General features: G+C 69.9%; 18 protein-coding genes. 12 read left to right on the top strand and 6 right to left on the bottom strand.

Features of this window, described 5'->3' with window-relative positions:
* Positions 1 to 59 precede the first annotated feature (59 nt).
* The 9 genes from EJK15_RS31850 (at position 60) to EJK15_RS31810 (ending at position 11,887) form a co-directional block, all read left to right on the top strand.
* Positions 60 to 1,649 carry a hypothetical protein gene (locus EJK15_RS31850; RefSeq protein WP_138714182.1) on the top strand — a complete coding sequence of 530 codons (1,590 nt, stop codon included), beginning with the start codon at positions 60 to 62 and terminating at the stop codon, positions 1,647 to 1,649.
* A 282-nt stretch (positions 1,650 to 1,931) separates the two neighbouring features.
* Positions 1,932 to 2,303: a hypothetical protein gene (locus EJK15_RS31845; RefSeq protein ID WP_138714181.1), complete on the top strand. Its 372-nt coding sequence runs from the start codon at positions 1,932 to 1,934 to the stop codon at positions 2,301 to 2,303.
* Entirely contained in the window at positions 2,300 to 3,430 is a 1,131-nt protein-coding gene (locus tag EJK15_RS31840) for a GNAT family N-acetyltransferase (protein ID WP_138714180.1), read from the top strand. The genes EJK15_RS31845 and EJK15_RS31840 overlap by 4 nt, the downstream gene beginning before the upstream one ends.
* Positions 3,431 to 3,572: 142 nt before the next feature.
* Positions 3,573 to 4,406 carry a glycosyltransferase family 2 protein gene (locus EJK15_RS31835; protein WP_138714179.1) on the top strand — a complete coding sequence of 278 codons (834 nt, stop codon included), beginning with the start codon at positions 3,573 to 3,575 and terminating at the stop codon, positions 4,404 to 4,406.
* Between the two features lie 12 nt (positions 4,407 to 4,418).
* Complete coding sequence (locus tag EJK15_RS31830) at positions 4,419 to 5,360, top strand: glycosyltransferase family 2 protein (RefSeq protein ID WP_138714178.1); 942 nt, start codon at positions 4,419 to 4,421, stop codon at positions 5,358 to 5,360.
* Positions 5,357 to 6,160 carry a polysaccharide deacetylase family protein gene (locus EJK15_RS31825; protein WP_138714177.1) on the top strand — a complete coding sequence of 268 codons (804 nt, stop codon included), beginning with the start codon at positions 5,357 to 5,359 and terminating at the stop codon, positions 6,158 to 6,160. The genes EJK15_RS31830 and EJK15_RS31825 overlap by 4 nt, the downstream gene beginning before the upstream one ends.
* On the top strand, positions 6,153 to 7,469 hold the full coding sequence (locus EJK15_RS31820) for a lipopolysaccharide biosynthesis protein (RefSeq protein WP_138714176.1): 1,317 nt from the start codon (positions 6,153 to 6,155) through the stop codon (positions 7,467 to 7,469). The genes EJK15_RS31825 and EJK15_RS31820 overlap by 8 nt, the downstream gene beginning before the upstream one ends.
* Before the next feature lie 89 nt (positions 7,470 to 7,558).
* Positions 7,559 to 10,621: a hypothetical protein gene (locus EJK15_RS31815; protein ID WP_138714175.1), complete on the top strand. Its 3,063-nt coding sequence runs from the start codon at positions 7,559 to 7,561 to the stop codon at positions 10,619 to 10,621.
* A gap of 153 nt (positions 10,622 to 10,774) precedes the next feature.
* The gene (locus tag EJK15_RS31810; RefSeq protein WP_240777346.1) at positions 10,775 to 11,887 is read left to right on the top strand and encodes a DUF418 domain-containing protein; all 1,113 of its coding nucleotides are present in this window, start codon (positions 10,775 to 10,777) and stop codon (positions 11,885 to 11,887) included.
* Positions 11,888 to 11,900: 13 nt separating this feature from the next.
* On the opposite strand, the gene EJK15_RS31805 is transcribed toward EJK15_RS31810, so the two are convergent.
* Positions 11,901 to 12,650, bottom strand: coding sequence for an MBL fold metallo-hydrolase (locus tag EJK15_RS31805; protein ID WP_138714173.1), 750 nt, complete (start codon positions 12,648 to 12,650; stop codon positions 11,901 to 11,903).
* A 27-nt stretch (positions 12,651 to 12,677) separates the two neighbouring features.
* On the opposite strand from EJK15_RS31805, the gene EJK15_RS31800 reads away from it, so the two are divergent.
* The gene (locus EJK15_RS31800) at positions 12,678 to 13,082 is read left to right on the top strand and encodes a MerR family transcriptional regulator (RefSeq protein WP_138714172.1); all 405 of its coding nucleotides are present in this window, start codon (positions 12,678 to 12,680) and stop codon (positions 13,080 to 13,082) included.
* Between the two features lie 137 nt (positions 13,083 to 13,219).
* Here the strand turns inward: EJK15_RS31800 and EJK15_RS31795 are convergent, their stop codons facing one another.
* The 5 genes from EJK15_RS31795 to mhpA all read right to left on the bottom strand — a co-directional run bounded on the left by EJK15_RS31795 (position 13,220) and on the right by mhpA (position 19,013).
* Complete coding sequence (locus EJK15_RS31795) at positions 13,220 to 14,104, bottom strand: IclR family transcriptional regulator (RefSeq protein ID WP_206061208.1); 885 nt, start codon at positions 14,102 to 14,104, stop codon at positions 13,220 to 13,222.
* A gap of 50 nt (positions 14,105 to 14,154) precedes the next feature.
* Positions 14,155 to 15,081: a dioxygenase family protein gene (locus tag EJK15_RS31790; protein ID WP_138714171.1), complete on the bottom strand. Its 927-nt coding sequence runs from the start codon at positions 15,079 to 15,081 to the stop codon at positions 14,155 to 14,157.
* Positions 15,078 to 16,157, bottom strand: a complete 1,080-nt coding sequence (locus EJK15_RS31785) for a maleylacetate reductase (RefSeq protein ID WP_138714170.1) — start codon at positions 16,155 to 16,157, stop codon at positions 15,078 to 15,080. Before EJK15_RS31785 ends, EJK15_RS31790 begins: the two co-directional genes overlap by 4 nt.
* Complete coding sequence (locus tag EJK15_RS31780; RefSeq protein ID WP_206061207.1) at positions 16,154 to 17,365, bottom strand: MFS transporter; 1,212 nt, start codon at positions 17,363 to 17,365, stop codon at positions 16,154 to 16,156. The genes EJK15_RS31785 and EJK15_RS31780 overlap by 4 nt, the downstream gene beginning before the upstream one ends.
* A 91-nt stretch (positions 17,366 to 17,456) precedes the next feature.
* Positions 17,457 to 19,013, bottom strand: a complete 1,557-nt coding sequence (gene mhpA, locus EJK15_RS31775; protein ID WP_138714168.1) for a bifunctional 3-(3-hydroxy-phenyl)propionate/3-hydroxycinnamic acid hydroxylase MhpA — start codon at positions 19,011 to 19,013, stop codon at positions 17,457 to 17,459.
* A gap of 127 nt (positions 19,014 to 19,140) precedes the next feature.
* On the opposite strand from mhpA, the gene EJK15_RS31770 reads away from it, so the two are divergent.
* Positions 19,141 to 20,100, top strand: coding sequence for an amidohydrolase family protein (locus tag EJK15_RS31770; RefSeq protein ID WP_138714167.1), 960 nt, complete (start codon positions 19,141 to 19,143; stop codon positions 20,098 to 20,100).
* A 165-nt stretch (positions 20,101 to 20,265) separates the two neighbouring features.
* Complete coding sequence (locus EJK15_RS31765; protein ID WP_138714166.1) at positions 20,266 to 20,691, top strand: hypothetical protein; 426 nt, start codon at positions 20,266 to 20,268, stop codon at positions 20,689 to 20,691.
* Positions 20,692 to 20,824 lie beyond the last annotated feature (133 nt).

Genomic DNA, 20,824 nt, shown 5'->3' with positions numbered 1-20,824 from the left:
AGGCGGCGTCCTCTCCGCGTGGGGCTTCAGTGCCCGTCGCACCTGCGGGGAGGGAATCCGTGCCTGGATGGCCGACCGTCGATCGCGCCGACGACCAAGAGCTCGTCGAGGCTCTGCGGCGCACGGACGCCGACGCTCCCGCCACGCTCTTCGACTCCTACGCCGAACGGCTGCACGACTACGCGTTTTTTATTGACTCGGGAGCTCCGCGCCCTTCGTACTCCCTGGCCGGGGAGCGCGACCTGGCGGCGGACGCCGTTCACGACGCCCTGGTCACCGCGCAGGGGTACGTGTCCCGGCTGAAGGAGCCGGGCCGGCTGCGGGCCTGGCTGTACGCGCTGACCAGGTTCCAGGTGCGGGCCAGGATGGCGCACAGGAGCGGCACCCCGGCGCAGGGCCTGCCGCTGCCCGAGCCCGAGGAGCAGGAGGACCCCGAGCTGGCCGACCTGGTCCACGAGACGCTGGGCGAGCTGGGCGGGACCGAGCGCGAGGTCCTGGTGCTGTCGCTGCGGCACGGCCTGACCCCGTCCGAGGTCGGCGCGGTGCTGGCGCTGACCTCGCGGCAGGCGGCCGCCAAGCTCGGCCGGGCCCGCGACCAGCTGGAGATCGCCGCCGCGGCCGTGGTGCTGGCCAGGACGGGCCGGGCGCACTGCCCCGATCTGTCGGCGATGGTGGACTCCTGGGAGGGGCCGCTCACCCCGCTGCTGCGCCGGCGGTTGTCGGGGCACATCGGCGGGTGCGAGGTGTGCACCGAGGGGCGGCACCGCCAGGTCAAGGCCGGGCGGCTGCTGGACCTGGTGCCGGTCTCGTTCCCGCCGATCTCGCTGCGCCGCCGGGTGATCGACACGTGCGTCAGCCCGGAGCGCGACCAGATCCGTACCCTGATCATGGATCGCGGGGACAACTTCGACCGGACCGGGTTCCCCGTGACGGCCGGGCGCCGCTCGCGCCGGCGGCGGCCGCGCCGCCTGGCGCCGGTGGTGCTGGCGGGGGCGTGCGTGCTGGCCGCGACCGGTGCCATGGTCGTGATGAACGGCGGCGAGGCCTCGAACGGCACCGCGCCGCGTCCGACCCCCTCCCCCGCGCTCGCCACCGAGGAGAGCCCCACGCCCGAGGCCGTGCCGGAGCAGGACGACCTGACGCCGTCACCGACGCCGACCGCGAGCCGCACCCCGTCGCCCAAGGTCACGCCGAGCGGGCGGCCGGCCGCCTCGCGGCCGAGCACCAGACCCGCGGCCGTGCCCACGAGCACGCGCCGCCGGGCCGCGCCGGGCGCCAGGCTCGGCGTCTCGTGCCCGCCGGAGCTCGGCGGCATCGACGGCGCGGCCAAGATCGGGCTCAGCGCCCGCAACGCCTCGGTGTCCTGGGTCGCGACCGCCGCGCAGGGACTGGACGTGTTCCCGGCGAGCGGGTCGATCAAGGCCGGCGGGTCCGTGCAGATCTGGGTGACGATCATCGACCCGAACAGCGGAGGCGACGGCCGGGTCTCGTTCACCTCGAACGGCGGCACCGCGAGCTGCTCGCTGTCATGGAACGGCCGCGAGCCGCAGACGTCCGGCCCGCCGACCGACGATCCGACGGCGTCGCCCGAGCCGACCGAGTCCGCCACGGGGATGGAGTCCTCTTCTGTGGAGACCATGGAGGAGTAAAGCCGGGGTCGCGTCACAGTAGACTCTCGTTTACCCGACAAATGCGGGTAAATCGGACCCTGGCTCGAAGATGCCAGGTCCATAGGGCATCCTGGTGTGCTTGGGGACCACGTCGGGGCCGGAGATCGCTGACCGTGTGTTGAACGTCACACGAGAAATCTCTTCCTGCCGGTGAACCGGAGCGCGTCACCAAGCGTCGGCATTGACGCGCCCATGCGCGGATTGGTCCCATGAACTGCGATCAATCGTCCTTGACCAGTAAGAGCAGGAGAAAAACAGGAGATGCTCAAGCAGCACCGCAGAGCCCTCGCCTGGCTGGTGGGGCTCGCCTGCATAGCGGGAGCAGTCGTCGCGTTGTTCGACATCGAGACGCCGCTGCGCCCGTTCTTGATCTCTCTGTTCCTTCTGGTGGTTCCTGGGGCGGCTGTGGTGGGACTGTTGCGAGATCGTGATCCTCTTGCCGCACTATCAGTAGGAGCCGCGGCAAGTCTCGTACTGAACGTGCTCCTTGCCCAGGCCATGTTGCTGTTCGGTGCGTGGTCGCCACGTGCCGGCGTGGCGACGGTCGCCGTGCTCGGAGGGTTCATGTACGTGCTGCGGGTGTTGTACCGGGGGAAGAGCATGCAGACCGAACAGGGGGCCAGGGCAAGGTGAACATCCAGGTAGTTCGGCCGGGAGAGCTCGGGACCTCCGAGCGGGCCCGTTGGCGTGAGCTGCAGAAAGCCGACCCCAGTCTGGACAACCCGTTCCTGTCGGTCGAGTTCGCCGTGGCGATGGACCGCTTGCGCGACTACGTGAGGGTGGCGGTCCTCTCCGACGGAAGCGGCATCAAGGGGTTCTTCCCGTACGAGCGCCACAGCTTCGGCATCGGCAAGCCGCTCGGCGGCTTCCTCACCACCTGTCACGGTCTGATCTCGATTCCGGACCTGGAGCTCGACGCGAAGGCTCTGCTGCGGGCCTGCAAGCTCAGCGTGTTCGACTTCGATCATCTGGTGGCCGGGCAGCCGACGTTCGCCCCGTACGAGACGGACGTGCGCCCGGCGCCGGTCATGGACTTCACCGCCGGCTTCGAGGCCTGGATCGAGCAGGTCAAGGCCAACTCGCCGAAGAACCTCAAGACCGTCCGCTACAAGGAGCGCAAGCTCGGCCGGGAGCACGGTGAGCTGCGCCTCGAGTGGACCTCGCCCGACCCCGAAGTGCTGCGCACGCTCCTGGCCTGGAAGTCGGACCAGTATCGCCGCACCGGCCGGGTCGACAGGTTCGCCCAGCCGTGGATCGTCGAGCTGACCGACATGATGCATGCCGAGAACTCATCGGACTTCGCAGGCGTCCTGACCATGCTTTATGCCGGTGACGTGCCGGTCGCCGGACATTTCGGCCTCCGTACGGCCACCACGCTTGTAGGGTGGTTCCCCGCCTACGACACGGAGTTCGCCCGTTATTCGCCCGGCATCGTGCACCATCTCCAGATGGCCGAGGCCGCCGCGAACGACGGGCTGCACATGGTCGACATGGGCAAGGGCGGCAAGGAGTACAAAGACTGGCTGAAGAGCGGTGTTCTGTACGTTGCCGAAGGCCGTATCTCGCGACCGTCCGCGACGGCGGCGGTTCACTGGATGGGCCGAACTCCTTTCAACAAAGCCCGAACAATTGTGATGGATCGACCGTCTCTCTATAGAGCAGCCGATCGTGTCCTCAAGGGCTTTGGTCGGGTGCGCACCTCGATGCAGCAGCAAGAGCCACCCAACGCAGTAGTCAAGGAACCGACCGGAGCACGCTGAGCGCTCCCCTAAGCCCCCGGCAACACCCTCACTCCACAGGACCCTTCGAATGCACCGTTCACCGGCTTCGCCATTCCCGCAGCACCCGGGGGCGGCTCCGCCCGGTCCGCATGAGGAGGGCCCCGGAAGGATTTCCCTCGCCATGAGTCCCGAGATCACCAAGCACAACGGCAAGGTCCACTCCTCACCCCTCCGTTCGATGCCGCCACCCACGAGCTTCACGCCCGTCACACCTCACCTGGCCATTTCCCCGACGGTGAGCGTGGTCGTGCCGGCGATGAACGAAGCCGAGAACCTGCCTCACGTCTTCGCCACGATCCCGCAGTGGATAGACGAGATCGTGCTCGTCGACGGCAACTCCGTCGATGACACGGTGGCCGTGGCCAAGCGGCTGCGTCCCAACGTCAAGGTGGTCATGCAGACGGGCAAGGGCAAGGGCGACGCCCTGGCCGCCGGTTTCGCCGCGTGCACCAGCGACATCATCGTGATGATCGACGCCGACGGCTCGACCGACGGCCGCGAGATCATCAACTTTGTGGGCGCGCTGGTGACGGGCGCCGACTTCGTCAAGGGCTCGCGCTACGCCTCCGGGGGCGGCAGCGACGACCTGACGCTGAACCGGCGTCTCGGCAACAAGGTCCTCACCGGCATCGTCAACGTCATGTACAGCACCAAGTACACCGACCTGTGCTACGGCTATAACGCTTTCTGGGCCCGCCACCTGGACGTGCTCAACCTCGACTGCGACGGCTTCGAGGTGGAGACCCTGATGAACGTGCGCGCCGCCAAGGCCGGGCTGAAGGTGCACGAGGTGCCGAGCCATGAGCGCAACCGCATCCACGGCGAGAGCAACCTGCGCGCCGTGCGAGATGGCTTCCGCGTGCTCAGGACCATCCTGAAGGAGTGGCGTCGCCAGCCCACTCAGTCCCAGCCTGAGCCCACCGCCACTCCTGCCGCTGACCGAGGCGTCGCTTAAAAAAGGATCGTTGTGAACACGTCTGTTGTCATCTGCGTCTACACCGAGGAACGGTGGGAGGACATCAGGCAGGCAGTCGAGTCGGTCGAGAACCAGACACGCCCGGCACACGAGCTGATCCTGGTGGTCGACTACAACCCCGACCTGCACCTCAAGCTCAAGCGCGAGTACCCGCAGGCCATCGTGGTGGAGAACAACCACGAGCAGGGGCTGTCCGGCGGCAAGAACACCGGTGTGGCCACGGCCAGCGGTGAGATCGTCGCCTTCCTCGACGACGACGCGGTCGCCGATGCCGGATGGCTGGAGGCTTTGGAGGAGGGCTTCCAGGAAACCGGCGTGGTGGGCGTGGGCGGCCGTACCGACCCCTTGTGGGCCTCGGGACGGCGGCCGCGCTGGTTCCCGTACGAGTTCGACTGGACGGTCGGGTGCACGTACCGCGGCATGCCCGCGGTACGCGCGCCGATCCGCAACGTGATGGGCGGCAACGCCGCCTTCCTGCGCGACGTCGTGTCCGAGGTGGGCGGGTTCCACAGCGGCATCGGGCGGAGCGTGCAGGGACGTAAGTCGCGCCCGCTCGGGTGCGAGGAGACGGAGTTCTGCATCCGGCTGAGCCAGCGCAAGCCCGGCTCGGTCATGCTGTTCGAGCCGCGCGCGCTGATCGGGCACAAGGTGTCCGCCCAGCGCGAGCGGTTCGCGTACTTCAGGTCCAGGTGCTACGCGGAGGGGCTGTCGAAGGCCCTGGTGACGCAGGAGGTAGGGACTCAGGACGGGCTGGCCAGCGAGCGGGCGCACGCGCTCAAGACGCTGCCGCTCGGCGCGCTGCGCGGCCTCGGCGAGGCGCTGCGCGGCGACCTGGGCGGGCTCGGCAGGGCGGCCGCGATCGTGATCGGGCTGGCCTGGACGACCTGGGGTTACGTGGTGGGTTCCGTACGGCTGAAGGCGGCGCGATCATGATCCGGGTCCCGATCCTGATGTACCACTCGGTCACCGACACGCCGAACGACGAGACGCGCCCGCACTCGGTGCGTCCTTCCGACCTGGCCGAGCAGCTCGCCTACCTGAAGGAGAGCGGCTTCACGCCGCTCGCGCTCGGTGACCTGGTGGCCGCGCTGAACAAGATCGACGGCCGTACGGTGCCGGAGAAGCCGATCGTCGTGACGTTCGACGACGGCTACGCCGACTTCCACAGCCATGCTCTGCCGTTACTCGAGCGCTACAGCTTCCCGGCCACGGTCTTCCTGACCAGCGGCTGGGTGTCCGACGCGGGCGGGGACTCCGCGGGGCGATCGCTGGACGACATGCTGTCCTGGGGCCAGGCCCGCGAGGCCGCGCAGACCGGCATCGAGATCGGCGGCCACAGTCACAGCCACCCCCAGCTGGACCAGCTCCGCACCGAGGACCTGCGGCAGGAGCTGCGCAGGAACAAGGGCCTGCTGGAGGAGAAGATCGGCGCGCCGGTCGCCACCATGGCCTACCCCTACGGGTACTCCAGCGCCCGCGTACGCCGTGAAGTGCGCAAGGCCGGATATTTCGCCGCTTGTGCCGTGAGCAACACGATCGCCGCCGACCGGCACGACATGCTCGCCATCCCCCGGTTGACGGTCGGCAAGGGCACGACCATCAACATGTTCAAGCGCGCCGTCGAAGGCACCGCCGTACCTCTCATCTACCTGCGCGAGCGCATCCTCACCAAGGGATACGCGGTCGTGCGGCGCACGAGGTACGGGCTGCAGCGGGTGCGCCGCAATGTCTAGGGTCTGGGGGAAGATCCTCGTCGACCTCCGCAACCCGCTGTTCCGCCAGGGCTACTCGCTGATGGCGAACACCGTCATCACGGGTGTCCTCGGCATGGGCTACTGGTTGCTGGCCGCCCATTACTACTCGCCCGAGGAGTTCGGCCGCGGGCAGGCGGTGATCACGGCGATGCGGCTGTTCGCGTCGCTGACCGCGCTGGGGTTCGTGGGGGCGCTCGCGCGCTACCTGCCGGTGGCGGGCCGCCGCACCCCCGAGCTGATCCTGCGCGGGTACGGCCTGGCCGCCGCCACGGGCGGGGTCGCGGCCGTCGGCTTCCTGCTGACGCTGCCGATGTGGGGCAAGACGTACTCGGTGCTGGCCGGGTTCGGACCCGGGCTGTTCTTCCTGGCGGCCGTGATGGTGTGGGCCGTGTTCACGCTGCAGGACGTGGTGCTGACCGGGCTGCGCCGGGCCACGTTCGTGCCCATGAACAACCTCGTCTTCGGCCTGGTCAAGATGGGGCTGCTGGTCGCGCTGGCGGGCGCGCTGCCCGAGGGCGGGATCTTCGTCTCCTGGGTGATCCCGACCGCGCTCGCGCTGATCCCGGTCAACTGGCTGATCTTCGGCGTGGTCGTGCCGCGGCACGTCAGGCAGGCCGATCCCGTCCAGGAGCCTCCTCGGCTGCGCGAAATTGGAAGGTTCCTGGCCGGGGACTTCCCGGGGACGCTGTCCATCCTGGCCATCGTCTACCTGGTGCCCGTGGTGATCGCCACGCAGGTGGGCGAGGCCACGTTCGGGCGCTTCTCGATGGCGCACACGCTGGCCAGCATGATCGAACTGCTGGCCATGAACATGGCGGTGTCGCTGACCGTCGAGGGCTCCTTCGACCGGGCCAAACTGGCCCTGAACTGCCGGCGGGCGCTGCGGCGCGCCTTCATGATCGTCACTCCGCTGATCGCCGTGGCGATCCTCGGGGCGCCGCTGATCCTCACCATCTTCGGCTCCGCGTTCGCCGAGGAGGGCACGATGCTGCTGCGGCTGATGGCACTTGCCGTGCTGCCGCGGGTGCTGATCGAGGTGTACCTGAGCGCGCTGCGGGCCCAGAGCCAGGCGCGGATGCTGGCGATCGTCCAGATCGGGCTGGCCGTGCTGGTGCTGGTGTCCGTCCTTGCGCTGTTCCCGTTCGCCGGTGTGAACGCGGTGGGGTACGGGTTGCTCTTCAGCGAGCTTCTCATGGCACTTTTGATCTTCGGAAATCTACGTAAAATTCTCAAAGTCGGCGAAACCGGCAAGGCGACTGTCACCCAGGGGTCGTCCGGGGCCGCATGATGGTCAACGTGAGGCAACGGGACGGCGATGGCATGACCACGGGGATCACCGGATCCTCTGACGTGCGCGGGGACAAGGAGGAGTCAGACGTGCCTTTCGATCCGGAGGCTACCGGGGTCATCCCGAAGCTGACGTTCGACAAGGAGCCCTCCACGACGGAGGGGGCCGAGGGCGCGGCTGAGAGCTCTTCGACGGGGGCCAAAGAGGCGAAGGCGGAGGCGACCACGTCCTTCCGCATCCCTGGGCCCGTTCACATCGGCCACCCGCCGAACGTGGAGGACGCCGATCCGGCGGTCGCGGGGACCGTGTCCATGCCCGTCCAGCGGCCTGACGACGAGACGTCCGGCACGCCTGGCACGCCTGGCACGTCCGGCGCCAAGGGCGGGGCCGAAGGGGCGGAGGGCGCCGAAGGGGCTGAGAGCGGCCCCACGACGCCTAGGACGCCGCGGAAGACCGGCACGCCCGAGCCCAAGAAGACCGGGACGCCCGGGGCTCCTGAGCCCAAGAAGACGGGCACCTCGAAGACGGCCACGCCGGCAAAGGGGGACGCTTCCGGCGCCTCCACGCCAGAATCTGCGGCGCCGACGCAGCCCGCGGATGCGGACGCTCCGCCGAAGGACGGCGGCACCGCACCGGCGAAGGCGGGTGAGGCTCAGTCGTCGGCAGTGCCGGACACCTCCCCGACCAAGCCGGGCCTGCGCTTCCAGCCACCCAGCGGCCCTCAGCCCGCCGGTGCTGCCCAGCCGCCCACCAAGGCGATGCCGGCCACCAAGGGGACGTCCAGCACCAAGAAGCCGTCGGGCGGAGCGCCACCAGCCGGTGGGCCGCCCTCCGGCGCGCCTGCCGCCAGTGGGTCGGCAGCTCCCGTTGGGGCGCCGCCGCACAGCGGTGGCGGGGCTCCGGCCGGGGCGCCACCGCAGCAGGCGCTTGCCCAGCAGGCCGTCCCGCAGCAGGCGCTTGCCCACCAGGCCGTCCCGCAGCAGGCGGCGCCCAAGCCGCGCCCCGCCCGCGGCCGCGTCGGCGCGCTGATCGCCAGTGCGCCCACGTGGCTGCCCGTCCTGCTGGTCCTCGAGGGCCTGCTGATGTACATCCTCGCCATCAAGGTCGCTCCAGGGCCGCTGCGTGGCGTGGATCCCAACGACATCGACGGCCTGGGCCTGATCTCGGCGCTCCCGGCCACGGCCTTCGTCGCCATCCTGATCATGCTCGTGTCGTTCTTCGTCACGGTCGCCCAGAGCACGGACCGCAAGTTCCTGCTCCTGTTCCAGATCGCCGCCATCACGTTCGCCCTGCACGGCGCCGGTGCCCTGGTGGCGACCGAGCCGCGCTTCCCCACCGCGTACATCCACGCCGGTTTCGTCGATTTCATCAGCAGGACCGGCGAGGCGGCGATCAGCATCGACGCCCGCATGGGGTGGCCGGGCTTCTTCGCGTTGTTCGCCTTCGTGACGAAGTCCGCCGGCATCACCGACCTGTCGACGATCCTCATGTGGACGCCGCTCCTGTCGAACCTGCTCTACCTGCTCCCGTTCGTGCTGATCCTGCGCCAGGTCGTGGCGACCACGCGGGCGCGGTGGTTCGCGGCGCTGCTGTTCGTGCTGGTGCAGTGGATCGGGCAGGACTACTTCTCGCCGCAGGGCTTCACGTTCGCCCTGTATCTGGCGTTCGTGGCGATCCTGTTGCGCTGGTTCGGGCGGGTGGAGCCGCGTACCAAGCCGATCGCCCCCAAGGGCCTGCGCAAGCTGCTCGGCAAGCTGGACGCGATGACGCCGGGCGAGTTGGCCAACACCGGCACGTACCGCGCCGACAAGCTGCTCATGCTGATGATGCTGCTGGCGCTGTTCATCGCGTCGGTGGCCTCGCACCAGATCACGCCGTTCATGATGCTCGGCGTCGTGACCGCGTTCCTGATCTTCAAGCGCACGTCTCTGACGTGGGCGCTGCCGTTCGCCCTCGGGCTGGTGGTGCTGGCCTGGATCAGCTACATGACGGTCGGGTTCTGGTCGAGCCAGATCGACACGATCTTCGGCGGCCTGGGCAACGTCTTCCAGAACCTGCAGCGCAACACCGGCGACCGGATCGAGGGCAGCGACCCCGCGCACGCGATGGTGCTCCAGGCGCGCCTCGGCATCCTGGTCGTGATCCTCGCCCTGGCGGCGGTCGGCCTGTTCAGGCGGCTGCGGCGCGGGGTGTTCGACCGGTCGGCGCTGATCCTGCTCTGCGTGCCGGTGCTGGCGCTCGGCCTGCAGAGCTACGGCGGCGAGATCGGGCTGCGGATCTACATGTTCGCGCTGCCCGGCGCCTGCCTGCTGGCCGCGTACGCGTTCTTCCCGAACATGCCGGCCGACAGCGCCGACGTGCGCGAGGAGACCGTGCCGCTGCGCAAGCGGAACGTGCGCTTCAACCCGCAGGTCACCAGGAAGATCTCGGTCGTGCTCGCCGCCTGCTTCGCGGTGCTGTTCGCGATGGCGTTCCTGGTGGCCAGGTACGGCAACGAGAAGTTCGAGCGGGTCACCACCGGCGAGGTGGCCGCCATGCACTACGTCTACGAGCACGACCAGCCGAGCGCCCAGGTGCTCTACCTGGTGCCGAAGGTGGGCCCGGAGGTCACGCCCACCATGCCGTGGGGCGAGCGGGACATTGAGCGGGTCAGCTTCAACGTCCAGGCCCTCGTGTACAAGGACCCGACGAAGATCGACGCCGCGGTCCAGAAGCTGAGGGAGTCGTCGCGGAACTCGTACCTCATGGTGAGCCGCGGCCAGGTGAGCTACCTGCAGCTCAACGAGGGCTACCCGGCGGACTGGGGCGAGAGGTTCCGGGCCACGCTGGACGCCTCGCCGGACCTGAAGCGGGTCTACTCGAACGAGGACGCCGCGCTCTACACGTGGAAGAAGTTCGTCCGCGGCACGGAGATCCCCGAGCCGAGACCGTATACGGGGCGCGGCGACCCCACCTCGCCCTGGACGCCGGTGGGCATCGGCGCGCTGGGCGTGACCTGGGTCACGCTGTTCGGCTACGAGATCATCCGGCTGAACGGGCCGAACCGGGCACGGAGGGCGCGCAAGCGGCTGCTGTTCGTGGCGGTGCCGGCGTTCGTGGTGGCCTTCGCGGTGATCGTCGAGCGGTTCATCTATATCGCACAAAATAACTGAATTCACAGGAAACACTCAGGATGTGCGGAATGATGGTCTTCGATGAGGACGCAGAAGACACTTCCCGCCATCCCGATCGAACTACCAACCGCCACGGCGAGGATCGCTTCTGTTGACGCCTTAAGAGGCTTCTCACTGCTGGGCATCCTCGTCGTGAACATCGCTTTCCTGGCCTCCGGATACCGGATGGCCGGGATGGCGGAGCCCGCCTTCGGCTCGTCGCTGGACTGGGGCGTGCGATGGACCGTGACGCTGCTCATGGAGAACAAGTTCTACCTGCTGTTCTCCTTCCTGTTCGGCTACAGCTTCACGCTCCAGCTCGACTCGGCCGCACGGCAGGGCCGGCCCTTCGTGCCGATGTTCCTGCGGCGGCTGAGCGGGCTGTTCCTGCTCGGGCTGGCGCACGCCGTGCTGCTGTTCCCCGGGGACATCCTGACGACGTACGCGGCCGTGGGGCTGGCGTTGCTGGTGCTGCACAGGATCACACCGAGGGCGGCGGTGCTGCTGGCCGTCGCGCTGACCGCGCTGCTGGCGCTCGGCTTCGTGCTGCTGGCCCTGATGGCCATGGGCGGCCTGGACATGTCGGGGCAGGTCGCGGACACGGCGGCGGAGGCCACCAGGTCCGACGCGGCGCTGGGCGGGAGCGTCTCGCAGATCATCTCCGAGCACGTACGGAAGCTGTCCCTGGTCATCGTCCTGCGCGTCTTCTTCCAGGGACCCGCCGTGCTGGCCGCGTGCCTGATCGGCCTGGCCGTCGGCAAGCTCGGCGCCCTCGGGAACCTGTCGGCCCACACGGCGACGCTGCGCAGGCTGCAGTGGACCGGCTTCACGGTAGGGCTGGCGGGCGCGCTCTTCTACACCCTGTCAGCCTGGAACGGCACCGTGCACAAGTTCTGGGGCGAGGCGGTGGACCTGGTGACGGCCCCGCTGCTGGCGGCCGCGTACGGGGCCACGTTCCTGCGGCTGCTGCCGTACCTGCCGCGCCTCGGCCGCGCCCTGGCCGCGCCGGGGCGGATGGCGCTGTCCAACTATCTGGCGCAGTCGCTGATCTGCGCGTTGATCTTCACGGGGTACGGGCTGGCGCTCGTGGACCGCGTCAGCCCGCCGGTGGAAGTGGTGATCGCGCTCGGCATCTTCGTCGCGCAGGTCTTCTACAGCCGTTGGTGGCTCAGGAGCCACCGGTACGGGCCGGTGGAGTGGTTCCTGCGCTACCTCACGTACTGGAGCAAACCCAGCACCACCCACCGACCCCGCCACGGCGCGTGAAAGGCGATCGATCTCAGGTGGCGGGTGTCCAGCGCTCGCCCGGCGGCAGGTCCACGACCCGCACATCCGGCCCGGCCAGCGCCACCGCGTCCGCAGCGGTGCCGCTGGGCCGGAACAGCACCGACAGCGGATCGTGTCCGTGGGCATCGTGCACCGGGACCAGCACCTCCGCACCCAGCACGGAGGCCCCGGCCACCGCGCGGGCGGGATCCATCACCAGGCGCGGGCCGAACACCGGGCGGAGCCCGTTGACCGGCAACAGGGCGAGGTCCACCGCCTGGTGCTCGGCCCGGTAGCGCTCCAGCGGACCCACTTCGGCGATCTCCCCGCCGAAGAAGACCCGGGTGCCGGCCGCGCCGAAGACGTAGGCGTTGTTGGGCCACATCAGCGTGCGCCCCGCGGGCACCACCCGCATCTCCACGCCCGGCGCGATCTGCCGGGTCTGTCCCCAGCGCAGCCGCTCGGCACGCCGGAAACCGAGCGCTCTGGCCTGGCGAGCCATGTGCGGGATGGGGACGTACACGGGGATGTCCTTGTCCGGCAGCATGCGCAGCGCGCGCAGGTCCCAGTGGTTGGTGGCCGGGTTGGTGACGACGACGGCGGCCAGTGGAGGCAGGTCCGCGATCCGCAGGCCCAGCGGCTCGCCACGGCGGAGCCACCATCGCTCGGTGAACCAGGGGTCGGTGAGCACCGGGTGACCGTCCAGTTCGAGCAGCACGCAGGAGTTCACCACGCGGGTGACGGCGATCGATTGCTTGATCATGCCGCCACGGTGCCGGTTAATGTATGGATGAAGTCAAGCGACGACCTGACGATCGGCGAGCTGGCCCAACGGTTCGGTCTGCCCACGCATGTGCTGCGGCACTGGGAGAGCGCGGGCCTGCTCCGGCCGGCCCGGCGGGCGGGCGGCCAGCGGAGTTACGGGCACGCTGATCTGGAGCGGGTGGCGCTGATCCGTATGGGCAAGGAAGCCGGATTCACCCTGGGGGAACTGCGCGCGCTCCTGTCCACGCCCAACCCGATGGATCACCGGGACCTGTTGCACCGCCAGGTCGCGGAGCTGGAAAGACGCATCTCGCGGGCACGCGCGGCCAAGGAGCTCATCGAGCATGCCCTGGCCTGCCCGCACAGCTTCGCCGAATGCGAGCACGCCCGCGAGCGGATCGCGGCACACATCCCGCCCGCGCCCGGCTAGTGTCGCCACTGGCGAGCCGCCGCCCACGTGGGCGAGCGGCACTCTCACCGCCGGGCCAAGACACTGATGCGCTCGATTCGGCGAGCCGTCCGGATCCTCGCCACGGCGCCCGCCCGGCCGGGATCGGCGGGGATCTCTCAGGGGCGATGCTTCGCGGGCCGGCCGGTCTTCGCCGGCGTCCGGCCGGTGGAGGCGGCCGGCTCGGGGGCGTGGTGTCCCAGCTCGACGGACATCGCCTTGGTGGTCTCGAGCAATTCGGCGGTCACGGTGCGCAGCACGGCCTGCGTCGCGGCCCGCGCGGGCAGGGCGATCGCGACCGCAAGCGGCAGCGACTGCCCGGTGGTGAACACGGGGGCGGCCACGGAGGTGACCCCCGGGATCACGCCACCCGAGGTGATGGCGACGCCGTCGCGACGCACGCCGGCCTTGATGCCCTCGATGTCCTCGTCGGTGAGCCGCTGCTCGAACGTGGCATCCTGGGCGCGGATGACCGGGTCGGTCAGCGTCTTGGGCAGGTGGGTCAGGTAGACGCGGCCGACCGAGGAGGCAAGAACGGGGAGCGTCGCGCCCACCCGTACGGTGATGGGCAGCGCGTAGGAGCCGTAGTCCCAGCGGACGATCACCGGGCCGTGGTCGCCCCACACCGCCAGGTTGACCGCGTGCTTGGTCCGGTCGCGCAGGCCTGGCAGGTATTCCGAGGCCAGGCCGACCTCGTCCATCCTGCGCAGCGCCTCCGCGCCGAGCCGCCGCATCGCCGGGCCCAGGTCGTACAGGCCGGAGCTGGGCGACTGGGAGACCAGTCCGACCCGGCTCAGGCTCACCAGGTATCGGTGCACCTTGCTGGGTTGCATGCCGCTGAGCGCCGCGACCTGCGTCAGACTCGCCGGCCCGGCATTCTGCTCCAGGGCCAGCAGCACCGTCATCGCGATCTCGACCGACTGGATGCCCTGACGGGACGGGGACGGGGACGGGCCTGAGCTCTCCTCGGCGCCGTCGTCGTCGGCATGCTGGTGGTCATCCAACGCCAAAACGCCCTGCCCCACGCGAAAGTGGTCCCCTCATACGCCGAAGACTATACGGATCGCCCGGCGCCCCGATCCGGCGTGCGAGCCACGTCCAGCACGAAGTCGAATTCCATGGTGGAGAAGGCCCTGTCGAGGACCCGCCCGCCGGGAGCGGGGCCGGGGTCGTGCCGCGCGAAGGTCCGCACCAGCGAGTCCGTCTCCCCGAAGACGGCGTCCGAGCCGAGGTACGGATCGCCTGCCACGAAGACATGGGTGGTGAGCGTGGCGAAGCCGGGGGCGCTCACCCTGAAGTGCACGTGCGCCGGCCGCATCGAGTCGCGTTTCGCGGCGTCGAGCAGCTCTCCCACCGGCCCGTCGTGCGGGATCGGGTACGGCACCGGCAGCACCGAGGAGAACCGGTAGCCGCCGTCGGCGCCGGACCGCAGGCGTCCCCGGCCCTGGGCCCCGTCGAGCTCCGGATACTGCACGTCGTAGTTGCCGTCGTCGTCGGAGTGCCAGACGTCGATCCGCGCGTCCGGGATGGGCGCTCCCGTCGCCGAGAGAATCCGCCCGGAGTAGAAGCACGGCTCTCCGGCGGCGCCACCGGAGATGTCGTCGCCGTCGGCGAACTCGGGCGCGTTCTCGACGAAGAACGGGCCGACCACGGTGGAGGCGGTCGCGGCCGCGCTCACCTCGTGGTTGATCCCGACGACGAGCATGGACAGGCCCAGCACGTCGGAGAGCAGGATCAACTCCTGGCGCCGGTCGTCGCTGATCTGGCCCGCCCGGGTGAGGAACGAGACCGCGGTGGCCCACTCCTCCTCGGTCAGCCGCACGTCGGAGGCGAAGGCGTGCAGATGAGCCACCAGGCCGCGCATGACCTCGCGGAGCCGGGCGGAGGGGGCCGCGTCGAAGCTGGCCAGCACCCGATCGGTGAGCGCCCGGTCGGCCGTGGGCAAGCGGGCGGGGTCGTCCGGCTGGGTGGTCGCGTTCATCCCGATCCTCCTCGTGTCGCGGCCGGGAAGCCACCGTACAGGGCGTCGCGCAGGATCCCGCGTATCTCGGGCTCTCCCACGTGCCGGGGGTTGTCGCTGAGATCCTTCTCCAGCACGAGCCGTACGGCCACGTCCAGATCGTCCTCCGCCAGCCCGATCTGCGCCAGCGACATGGGCGCGCCGATCCGGGCCGCGAGCCGGTTCAGCCCGCCGGCGACGTCGTCCGCGCCGAGGGCCGGAGCCACCCGCGTGCGCAGGGCGGGCACCGCGGACTCGTTGAAGGCCGCCACGTGGGGAAGCAGCACCGTGTGGGTCTCGGCGTGCGGCAGGTCGAACGCCCCGCCGAGCACGTGACAGATCTTGTGATGCAGACCGGACCCCGCGCCGGCGAACGCCGACCCGGCCAGGTAGGCGCCGTACAGCAAACCGCTGCGCCCGGCCACTCCGGCGGGGTCGGCCACGGCGGCGGGCAGCGCGCCGGCGATGACCCGGACGCCCTCGGTGGCGACGAGATCGGTGATCGGATTGGCGCCGGGCGCGTAGAACGCCTCGACGCAGTGCGCCATCGCGTTCATCGCGCTGGCGGCCGTCATCGCCGCGGGCAGCGTCATGGTCAGGGCCGGGTCGTACAGCACGGTCTTCGGCACGACGGCCGGGGACCGGCCCGTGGTCTTGCGGGCGCCCTCGGTCGTGCCCCAGACGGGGGTCACCTCGGAACCGGCGTACGTGGTGGGCACGGCCACGATGGGCAGCGACATGCGTAGCGCGATCGCCTTGGCCGTGCCCGTCGTGGAGCCACCCCCGACGCTCAGTAGCGCGTCCGCGCCGGCCCGCGTCGCCAGCGCGACCGCGCGGTCCACCGTGTCCACGGGCACGTGCGGTCGTACGCCGTCGAAGGTGGCCACGATCGGCAGCGGCTTGGCCAGCGTCGCGGCGAGCGGGGCGGTGCGCGGCGTGGTCACGATGAGCAGGCGGCGCGCCCCGAGCCGCCCGATCTCCTCGGCCAGCGCCCGCTCGGCGCATCCCGTGCCGAAGACGATGCGGACCGCGGGCGTCTCGTAGGTGAAGTCCCTCATCTCGCACCCTCCGGCACAGCCTGGTGGGCGCCGCGGGCGGCGCGAACCAGGGGCACGAGCGCGACCGCCGTCGCGCCGATCAGGCCGGGGATCGCGAACAGGTAGAAGTTCCACTCCACGCCGAGCTGCGACGAGAGGATCCAGCCGCCCATGGAGGGGCCCAGGATGGCGCCGAGCCGCCCGACCGACAGCGCCCAGCCGATCCCGGCTCCCCGGACGTCCTCTGGATACCGGCTGACGATGAAGGCGTTGGTCATCACCTGCGAGCCGATGAACCCCAGCCCGCTGACGAACATCAGCAGGAACAGCAGCACGATCGCCGGCCGCATGCTCATCGCGATCAGGCTGATCGATCCGACGAGGAAGGCGGTGGACACGACCGGCTTGATCCCGATCCCGTCGGCGATCCGCCCTCCGGCGATCATGCCGAGCCCCGCGCCCACCCACATCGCGGCGGTCTGCAGCAGCGCGGAGCCGAGCGAGTAGCCGCTGTTCCTCATGATGGTGGGCAGCCAGGTGCTGATGCCGAAGACCAGCAGCAGCCCGCAGAAGGACGCCACCCAGAACAGCACGGTCACCGTGCGCGTCCCGGGGGCCAGCAGAGGTCGCAGGCCGAACATGTCGTTGCGCCGTTCCGCGCGCCGGGCGCTGCGATCGGCGTGGACGGGACTCTCCGGGAGGATCCGCGCGGCGAACGGGAGCAGCACCAGGGCGGGTGCCGCGCCGATGACGTAGATCCAGTGCCACGACGCGTACGGCAGCAGTCCCGCGCCCAGCAGCGGCGCCATGAGGGCGCCGAGGGCGTACCCCGACATCATGAGCCCGACGTTCCGGCTGCGCCGCCCAGGGTCGGACAGGTCCGCCACGTACGCGGTCAGGGTCGGCAGCACCACCCCGAGCCCCACTCCGACGAGCAGGCGCGCCGCGCCGAAAACGGCGAAGCCGGGCGCCACGGCGCACGCGAGCATGCCGGCGGAGAACACTCCGGCCCCGGCCAGCAGCAGCCGGCGCGGACCGAGGCGGCCGATCGCCGCGCCGGCGAGGGCGGCGCCGATCATCATGCCGACGGCCACCAGGGATCCGACCGTGCCCGCCGTGGCCGGGTCGCCGCCCATGTTCCGGTCGGCGAGCATCGAGGGCACCGTGACGCCGTAACAGGCGAGGTCGTAGCCCTCCAGTGCCGCGAAGATCGCGACCACGATGAGCATGGTCTTTTCGGAAAGCGTCCGTCGGGCGGTTGTGGGGTTGGACTGCATGGCCGCTCCAGCCGTTCGTCGCAGGATGGGGGTGTTGTGGAGATCAGAGGCTGTGGGATGCGCCTGCTGGTACGGCCGTCCCGGCGCTGAGGGCGCCGACGAGCTCCCGGGCGAGATCCAGGGCGGCCGCCGCGTCGCGGGCGGTGCCGTAGACGTAGAAGTCGGGGCGGACGGCGACGGCCGCGCAGTCATGCTCGGCGAACCATTCGCGGTACGTGCCGTCCACGTCGGACACGACATCGCCGCCGGTGACAGGCTGCCAGGTCAGCGCCACGACGCGCACGCCGGCCGCCTCCAGCGCGGCGACTTCGCCGTCGAGCTCCCGGCGCACCGCTTCGGTCACCAGCAGGCGGAACCCGTGGCCGGCGATCTCGTCGAAGCGTCCACGGCGAGCCCCGTCGTCGATCACGCCTTGGACCGACAGCTCTCCCCGCCCGGCCGTCGAGGTCCGCGCCAGGAAGCCGGACGCCAGGCCGGGAAAGCGGATCTTCTCCTGCTGCCGCCCCTGAGCCCGCCGGGCAAGCAGCTCCTGGTTGCGTACGGCGGCTCGCTCCGGGTCGCGAATCGTCTGCAGTCGGCCGAGCTCGATCCCCTTCTCGACGACCGCGCGCACGTGCGGCTCCCGCTCGACCTGGTAGCTGTCGAGCAGTTCCTCCCCCGCCCGCCCGGTCAGGACCAGGTCCAGCTTGAAGGCCAGGTTCTGCGCGTCCCGGATGCCCGAGCACATGCCCTGCCCGAGGAACGGGGGCATCTGGTGCGCGGCGTCCCCGGCGAGCAGAGCCCGCCCGACCCGCCACCTGCGTGCGATCAGCGAGCGGAAGGTATAGGTGGCCACCCTGATGAGGTCGGCGTCCTCCGGGCCGAGGTACGCCGCGACCCGTGCCCACACCAGCTCGGGGTCGCGCTGGACCGCGAAGTCGTCCTCCGAGTCGAGCATGAAGCTGAACCGGTGGTGCACCGGCCCGAGCGAGATGATCGAGGTGGGCTGCCGGGGATCGCCGACCTGCCGCGCCATCGGCAGCTCGACGGCGCGGCGCAGCCGGAAGTCGCAGACCAGCCACGGCTCGGAGAACCCGTAGTCGTCCTGGTCGACGCCGAGCGCCTGGCGGACGAGGCTGTTGCCGCCGTCGCACGCCACGACGTGGCGCGCCGAGACGGTGCCGCCGCCCTCGACGGTGAGGATGACACCGGACTCGGTCTGCTCCAGCCCGGTCACCGGTGTCCCGTGCCTGATCTCCACGTGGGGAAAGCCGCGGCAGACGCGATCGAGCGCCTCCTCGAGGTCGGGCTGGTACATCATGTACCACTCGGCCCAGCCGCTGCGGCCGACCTCGGCGAAGTCGACATCGATGAGCAGCTCGCCGTCGGCGTCGCACCATTCGTAGGTGCGCTGCACGTGCACCTTGGGCAGCAGTTCCTGCGCCACGCCGAGCTTGTCCAGCGTGCGCATGGTCTCGTCGTCGAAGATCGCGGCGCGGGGCAGGTTGTACAGCCCGGCGTACCGCTCCAGCACGACGACCCGGTGCCCGGCCTGTGCCAGCAGGGCGGCCGTCACCATCCCGACCGGCCCGTATCCCACCACTGCGACATCGGCGTTCATGGCCTCTGACCTCCGGTCACCACGCGGAAACAGCGTTGTGAGCTTGACATGCGGTCAACGTACTTTCCATCATTAATGAAGTCAATGCACAATGATGAAAACACTCGAGCAGCCGGGAGGCACGCGAATGCGCAAGATCGGCCTGGAGGAGCACTTCGTCACCGAGGAACTGGTCGCCTATGGAGCGGGCACGTCCTCGGTCGCCCGGCCCGAAGCGTGGCGGGAGGCCTCGCGGCGGCTGCTGGACCTCACAGACGAGCGCCTGTCGGCGATGGACGCGGCAGGCGTCGACGTCCAGGTGCTGTCCCTCAACTCGCCCGGCATCCAGGCCGAGGCCGACCCGGCGGTCGCGGCGTCGCGGGCGGCGGCGGTGAACGACTTCCTCGCCGGCGTCATCGCGGAGCACCCCACGCGCTTCGCCGGCTTCGCGGCCCTGCCGTTGCAGGATCCGCAGGCGGCCGCCAAAGAGCTGGAGCGCGCCGTCACCCAGCTCGGCCTGCGCGGCGCGCTGGTCAACGCGCACACCCAGGGCCGGTACCTGGACGATCCGTCGCTGCGCGCGGTGTGGGAGCACGCTGAAGGGCTGGACGTGCCGCTGTACCTGCACCCGGCCAACGGCTTCGACGTCCCGCACGTGTTGTCGGGCCATCCCGAGCTCATCGGGCCCATGTGGAGCTGGGGCACCGACACCGCCGCGCACGCGCTGCGCCTGATCTTCGGCGGCGTCTTCGACGACTTCCCCAACGCGAAACTCCTGCTGGGACACATGGGCGAGGGCTTGCCGTACGCGCTCTGGCGGCTGGACTCGCGCTGGGGCTTCCACAACCACCACGGCATCGAGCTGGCCCTGGGCAAGCCTTCGGCGTACCTGCGCCGCAACCTCTACATCACCACCAGCGGCGTCTGCTCGGCCCCGCCCCTGTTGTGCGCCATGCTGGCCCTCGGCGCCGACCACATCCTGTTCGGCAGCGACTACCCCTTCGAGGACATCGCCGAGGCGGCGGCCTTCCTGGACACCGCCCCGATCAGCGAGTCCGACCGGGCCAAGATCAGCCACCTGAACGCCGAGAGGTTGCTCAAGCTCTGAGCACTTTGGTGTAGCGGTGGGACGGTACGGAGATGGGCCCGGCGGGGCGTGTGCGGGATAGTCGAACGCCCCGCCGTCGCTCCACCCGTGCCGCTCGTCGAACCTGCGGGGCCCGACGCTATGCGATCATCATCGCAACTACATTCCGCGCGAAGAGGGTGGGCCATGACAGACCTGTCGGTATTCACCGAGGATGAGCTCAACCAACTGCTTCACGTACCACGGCAGGTGGCATGGGCGGCCATGCTCGCCGAGAACGACGGCATCATCGGAACCGCCCAGGAGCTCTACGCCGGCGGCAAGGTGCTCGTGGAGGCCGAGCAGTACGACAGCGAGTTCATCAGGGAACTCGCCGCACGCACCCCTGAGGGCGAGACTATCGGTTCGGACCCGGACGAAGCGATCGCTGATGCGCTCGCCAAGGCACCGGTGGCCATCGCCGTGCTTCGCGCCAAGGGCACTGAAGACGACGTCCATGCCTACGGACAGTGGCTGATCGAGATCGCCGTCAAGGTCTCCGACGCCGCCAAGGGGATCTCCTCAGCCGAGCAGAGCTTTGTCGCCCGGCTCACCGAAGCGATCAAGGGCTGACAGGTCGCGATTCACGGGTGTGCCAGGCACTTGGCGCCGGCGATTCCCACGGAGAGTTCCTTGCCTGATCTGCCCTGCACGCTGATGGAGTTGGTGTCGCCGGTGTAGGCCACCTCGGCTGCCGAGTCGCAGA

It is taken from the genome of Nonomuraea basaltis (assembly GCF_005893125.1).
Lineage (GTDB): Bacteria > Actinomycetota > Actinomycetes > Streptosporangiales > Streptosporangiaceae > Nonomuraea > Nonomuraea basaltis.
This window is presented reverse-complemented; position numbering and strand designations above follow the sequence as displayed.

Excerpts from the sequence above, each read along its gene's own strand:
- EJK15_RS31845 (WP_138714181.1), top strand. The coding sequence starts at position 1,932 with ATGCTCAAGCAGCACCGCAGAGCCCTCGCCTGGCTGGTGGGGCTCGCC.
- EJK15_RS31835 (WP_138714179.1), top strand. The coding sequence starts at position 3,573 with ATGAGTCCCGAGATCACCAAGCACAACGGCAAGGTCCACTCCTCACCC.
- EJK15_RS31825 (WP_138714177.1), top strand. The coding sequence starts at position 5,357 with ATGATCCGGGTCCCGATCCTGATGTACCACTCGGTCACCGACACGCCG.
- EJK15_RS31820 (WP_138714176.1), top strand. The coding sequence starts at position 6,153 with ATGTCTAGGGTCTGGGGGAAGATCCTCGTCGACCTCCGCAACCCGCTG.
- EJK15_RS31805 (WP_138714173.1), bottom strand. The coding sequence starts at position 12,650 with ATGATCAAGCAATCGATCGCCGTCACCCGCGTGGTGAACTCCTGCGTG.
- EJK15_RS31800 (WP_138714172.1), top strand. The coding sequence starts at position 12,678 with ATGAAGTCAAGCGACGACCTGACGATCGGCGAGCTGGCCCAACGGTTC.
- EJK15_RS31790 (WP_138714171.1), bottom strand. The coding sequence starts at position 15,081 with ATGAACGCGACCACCCAGCCGGACGACCCCGCCCGCTTGCCCACGGCC.
- EJK15_RS31785 (WP_138714170.1), bottom strand. The coding sequence starts at position 16,157 with ATGAGGGACTTCACCTACGAGACGCCCGCGGTCCGCATCGTCTTCGGC.
- EJK15_RS31780 (WP_206061207.1), bottom strand. The coding sequence starts at position 17,365 with ATGCTCATCGTGGTCGCGATCTTCGCGGCACTGGAGGGCTACGACCTC.
- mhpA (WP_138714168.1), bottom strand. The coding sequence starts at position 19,013 with ATGAACGCCGATGTCGCAGTGGTGGGATACGGGCCGGTCGGGATGGTG.
- EJK15_RS31770 (WP_138714167.1), top strand. The coding sequence starts at position 19,141 with ATGCGCAAGATCGGCCTGGAGGAGCACTTCGTCACCGAGGAACTGGTC.
- EJK15_RS31765 (WP_138714166.1), top strand. The coding sequence starts at position 20,266 with ATGACAGACCTGTCGGTATTCACCGAGGATGAGCTCAACCAACTGCTT.